Annotated in this window: 4 protein-coding genes; all 4 read right to left on the bottom strand. The window is 54.9% G+C overall.

The window, feature by feature from the left end; genetic code table 11:
• Positions 1-230 precede the first annotated feature (230 nt).
• Complete coding sequence (locus B5G37_RS14145; protein ID WP_087258885.1) at positions 231-1265, bottom strand: hypothetical protein; 1035 nt, start codon at positions 1263-1265, stop codon at positions 231-233.
• Positions 1262-1513 carry a DUF6103 family protein gene (locus B5G37_RS14140; protein ID WP_087258883.1) on the bottom strand — a complete coding sequence of 84 codons (252 nt, stop codon included), beginning with the start codon at positions 1511-1513 and terminating at the stop codon, positions 1262-1264. The genes B5G37_RS14145 and B5G37_RS14140 overlap by 4 nt, the downstream gene beginning before the upstream one ends.
• Before the next feature lie 303 nt (positions 1514-1816).
• The gene (locus B5G37_RS14135) at positions 1817-2737 is read right to left on the bottom strand and encodes a HipA domain-containing protein (protein WP_087258881.1); all 921 of its coding nucleotides are present in this window, start codon (positions 2735-2737) and stop codon (positions 1817-1819) included.
• A 16-nt stretch (positions 2738-2753) separates the two neighbouring features.
• Positions 2754-3161 (bottom strand): helix-turn-helix transcriptional regulator (locus B5G37_RS14130; RefSeq protein WP_242962902.1); only part of this gene is annotated, 408 nt, incomplete at its 5' end.

The following is a 3161-nucleotide window of genomic DNA, read 5'->3' as shown; positions in this document are numbered from 1 at the left end:
AAATGCTGCTCACGACCCCGGTGGTGGAACCCGAAAACTGCCCGCACTGCGGGCAGTTGTGGCGGGAGAGGGGGCGGTCACGACCCCTCTCTTTTCCCCTGCTTCGCTTTCGTCGGCTATCCGCTGCTCCGTAAATCGGCCCAAATCCCCCGCAACTGCCCTGGGAGGGGTACACGGGTGGGGGAGCCTGGGGAAGCCCCGCAAATCGGCCCACAGGGGGCAACACGGCGCTACATCTGCATCTCCGGCACGGTGCGAGTTTGCTCCGTCAGGAAGTCTGCACAGCACTCCTCTAGGCTCTGGCCCAAATTCTCCTGACAGTAGGCATCCATCTTGGGGAGGAGTAGGGCCTGCTCCTCAGCACTGAGCCGGTACTTGAAGTCCTGCTCATCGCCGTTGCCGTGCCGCAGGTACACGTCCAGCCAGTCGCAGACACAACCGTGATCCAGATCATAGCTGGCGTAGATGTTCAGCCAATCATCATTCTCAGCTGTACACACGTTGGTTCCAAACACCTGATCCGCAAAGGACGATACCTCCATGTAGAACTCCAGCAGGTTGTCGTGCTGAATAATATCCTCTGCGAAGGAGATGTCCTCTGCACGGAGCATCCGACTGCCAGTGAGATACTGCGCTTCTGTTTCGTGTGTGACCTCTTTTCCTTGCAGACGATCCAGGAAGATGCGCCACCGTTCTTCCGGGGATGCGATGCTTTTCTTCATGGCGAAGTAGACGGCGGTGCTGACATCCTGGATGCGGAATCGCTGCCAGCCGTCCATGATATTGAGTGCATCGAGCCGCTCACTGTCCAGGTCGATGTGGAATGCACCCACCACGCGTCCGGTGTTGTCTAATCGCTCCAACACATATGTGTCGAACTGCTCATGGGATAACTTTTCTCCACGGGGAAACATTCCGGTGAACCGTGCGGGGGGATCGCCTTCGGCCTTGCGGATGTAATTGCGCAGGCGGCTGGCGGTCTGAAGGAACTCCAGATGTTCTTCCGCCAGGAAGTAGGTAGAGTTTCCGCCCTCCGTGACATGGAAGACGGCAAAGCGACGGGCGGCTTCTCGAGCTTTCCGCTCCTCCTGATCCTCCTGCCAGATTTCAGCGCTGATGCGCTCATACTCCCGCTGGGGGAGCTGGTTGCACATCTCGTCAATGACATCCTCCAGGTGTTCCTCCAGCGTTTCATCTTTCAGATGCTTGCTCAACGCATCGTACCAACGCTGGTCAATCCAGAGGGTGATATCCTTGCTGTTCACTGTGTCACCTCCATTTCTTCCAAGGGCTTGGGCGTGACGGGTTTTGGACTGCGCCGAGATCTGGTGGGAGCAGACGTGTCAGTCTCATCGATGTACTCACGCACAGGGGCAGGGACATACTTTTCGTAGAGTTTTACCAGGGCATCCGTCATCTCACGCTCCAGTTCCAGATCTCGCTTGCTCATGTAGCGTTTCAAGGCAGAGAGTTTTTCCTCGTCAAAAGAAATGGTCAGGTTTACTTGTTTCATTGGCACTTCCTTTCTCAGTCGTAATTGATGTATTCAATCTCCAGCCAGGGGGGCATAGCCGATGGTGGAGGGTTCCGGGTTGAGTTGGATGAGACAAACAAAGTCTGTTCTCTCGCATGAGAAAGGCCGGAGCGCTCGCTCCGGCCTACACAGGGGGAAGATTAGTTTGGGTTTGTATCCTGGGTAGAATAGCTCATCTATCTGGATGGGCGCTTCCTCCAGCAGAGTTTACTGACAAGATGATCAGCGGAATGGAAAAGGGGACCGCATCTATGAGATGCGATCCCTCTGCATTCTAGCTGGTTACATTGTTAACTCGGGGTTCGTCGACTGTTGCTCCTGCCGCATCAGGAGGTTCATACTGTAGTCCAGTATCTTTTCCTTGCGCTCAGTCAGCATAGTGAGGTAGAACTCCCGCTGGAGCGGTTGGAGCTCCGGAGTTCCATCCAGGAACTTCTGTATCTTATCCAGATCGATTCGTGCGGTGATTCGTCTGAGTGCATCATTGCACTCCGGATAGCGAAGGGAAGAGATGAAATCGAAGTACGGAATTTTCACACCGTTTTCTTCAATGGATGAGGCAGGGAACACAAAGATCCGCCGGTCGATCTCTTCTTGCGACTTCAGTACCTCTGCCATGCGGGGCAGATCCAGCTGCGGATAGAGACAGGAGCCGCAGTCATAGACCGGCGCAATCTCCACACTTTGCTCCTCCTCACTCACCAGCAGGCCCCAGTTACCGTTATGCCGGTCAAAGTTTCCGAGGAGCGCATCCGCAATAAACATATCCCAGAAAAATTTCCGAAGTTCATCTGCTGGATATAATGTTTGCTCATCAATAGCTTGCAGAATCGATGACAGCTCCTTGCCGTAACCATTCTGCTCACTGTCGATACAGGTGTTCTTCAGTTGGGCGAACTCAATCAGCCGCTTTCCGCCCTCTGTAAAATCACGGCAGGCAACCACCAGCTTGCTTTTGCCCCGACGATCTGTGTAATTACCCAGCAGGGTATCCTGTACCCGGAAGCCCAGCATCTCGAAAATATGACATGCCACATATTCGTTGATGCATCCGTTGGTGTAGCTCATTTCTTTGTTCCGGCTGGGGCGTGGAGGAAACTTCAGCATATAACTGGAGCCCGCATAGGAGATATTGATCTTATTTCCGTTCGCACCGCCATAGGCACGGAAGCGGTTGACAGGGCAGTTGGTAAAATCGATCACGAGTCGTTCCTCCCCATTACAGGTATTTTGCTCTCAGGTAGTCCGCCTGCTCCCGCGTGATGGCGCTGCTCCACTGGTTGGAGTTGATGGCGCCATACAGCTCTCCCCACAGGCAGTCCATGTAGGACACATGGTCTTTCTCTCCCTGGATATATTCATCCAGGGCCTTTTGCAGGCTGGCCGGCAGATCCCTTTCCAGGTAGGAACGATCTTTTGGCTTCCCGTCCGGGGCCTGCTTTTGCTCTACGGTCATGGTCAGAAGCTGCTCCATGGGGATGTCCAGCGTGGCGGCAAGCTTGCTCAACGTCCCGGCATTGCACCGCGTCAGCGACGTTTTGCCCGAGCAGATGTCCGCCAGCGTGGCCCATGGAACCCCGCTGCGCTTGGAGAGCTGGTAGCGGGAGAGACCCTTTTCCCGCAGGAC

Origin of the sequence: Pseudoflavonifractor sp. An85, assembly GCF_002161235.1 — a bacterium.
GTDB lineage: Bacteria > Bacillota > Clostridia > Oscillospirales > Oscillospiraceae > Enterenecus.
The sequence above is the reverse complement of the archived record's forward strand: the minus strand, read 5'-3'. Positions and strand labels throughout refer to the sequence as shown.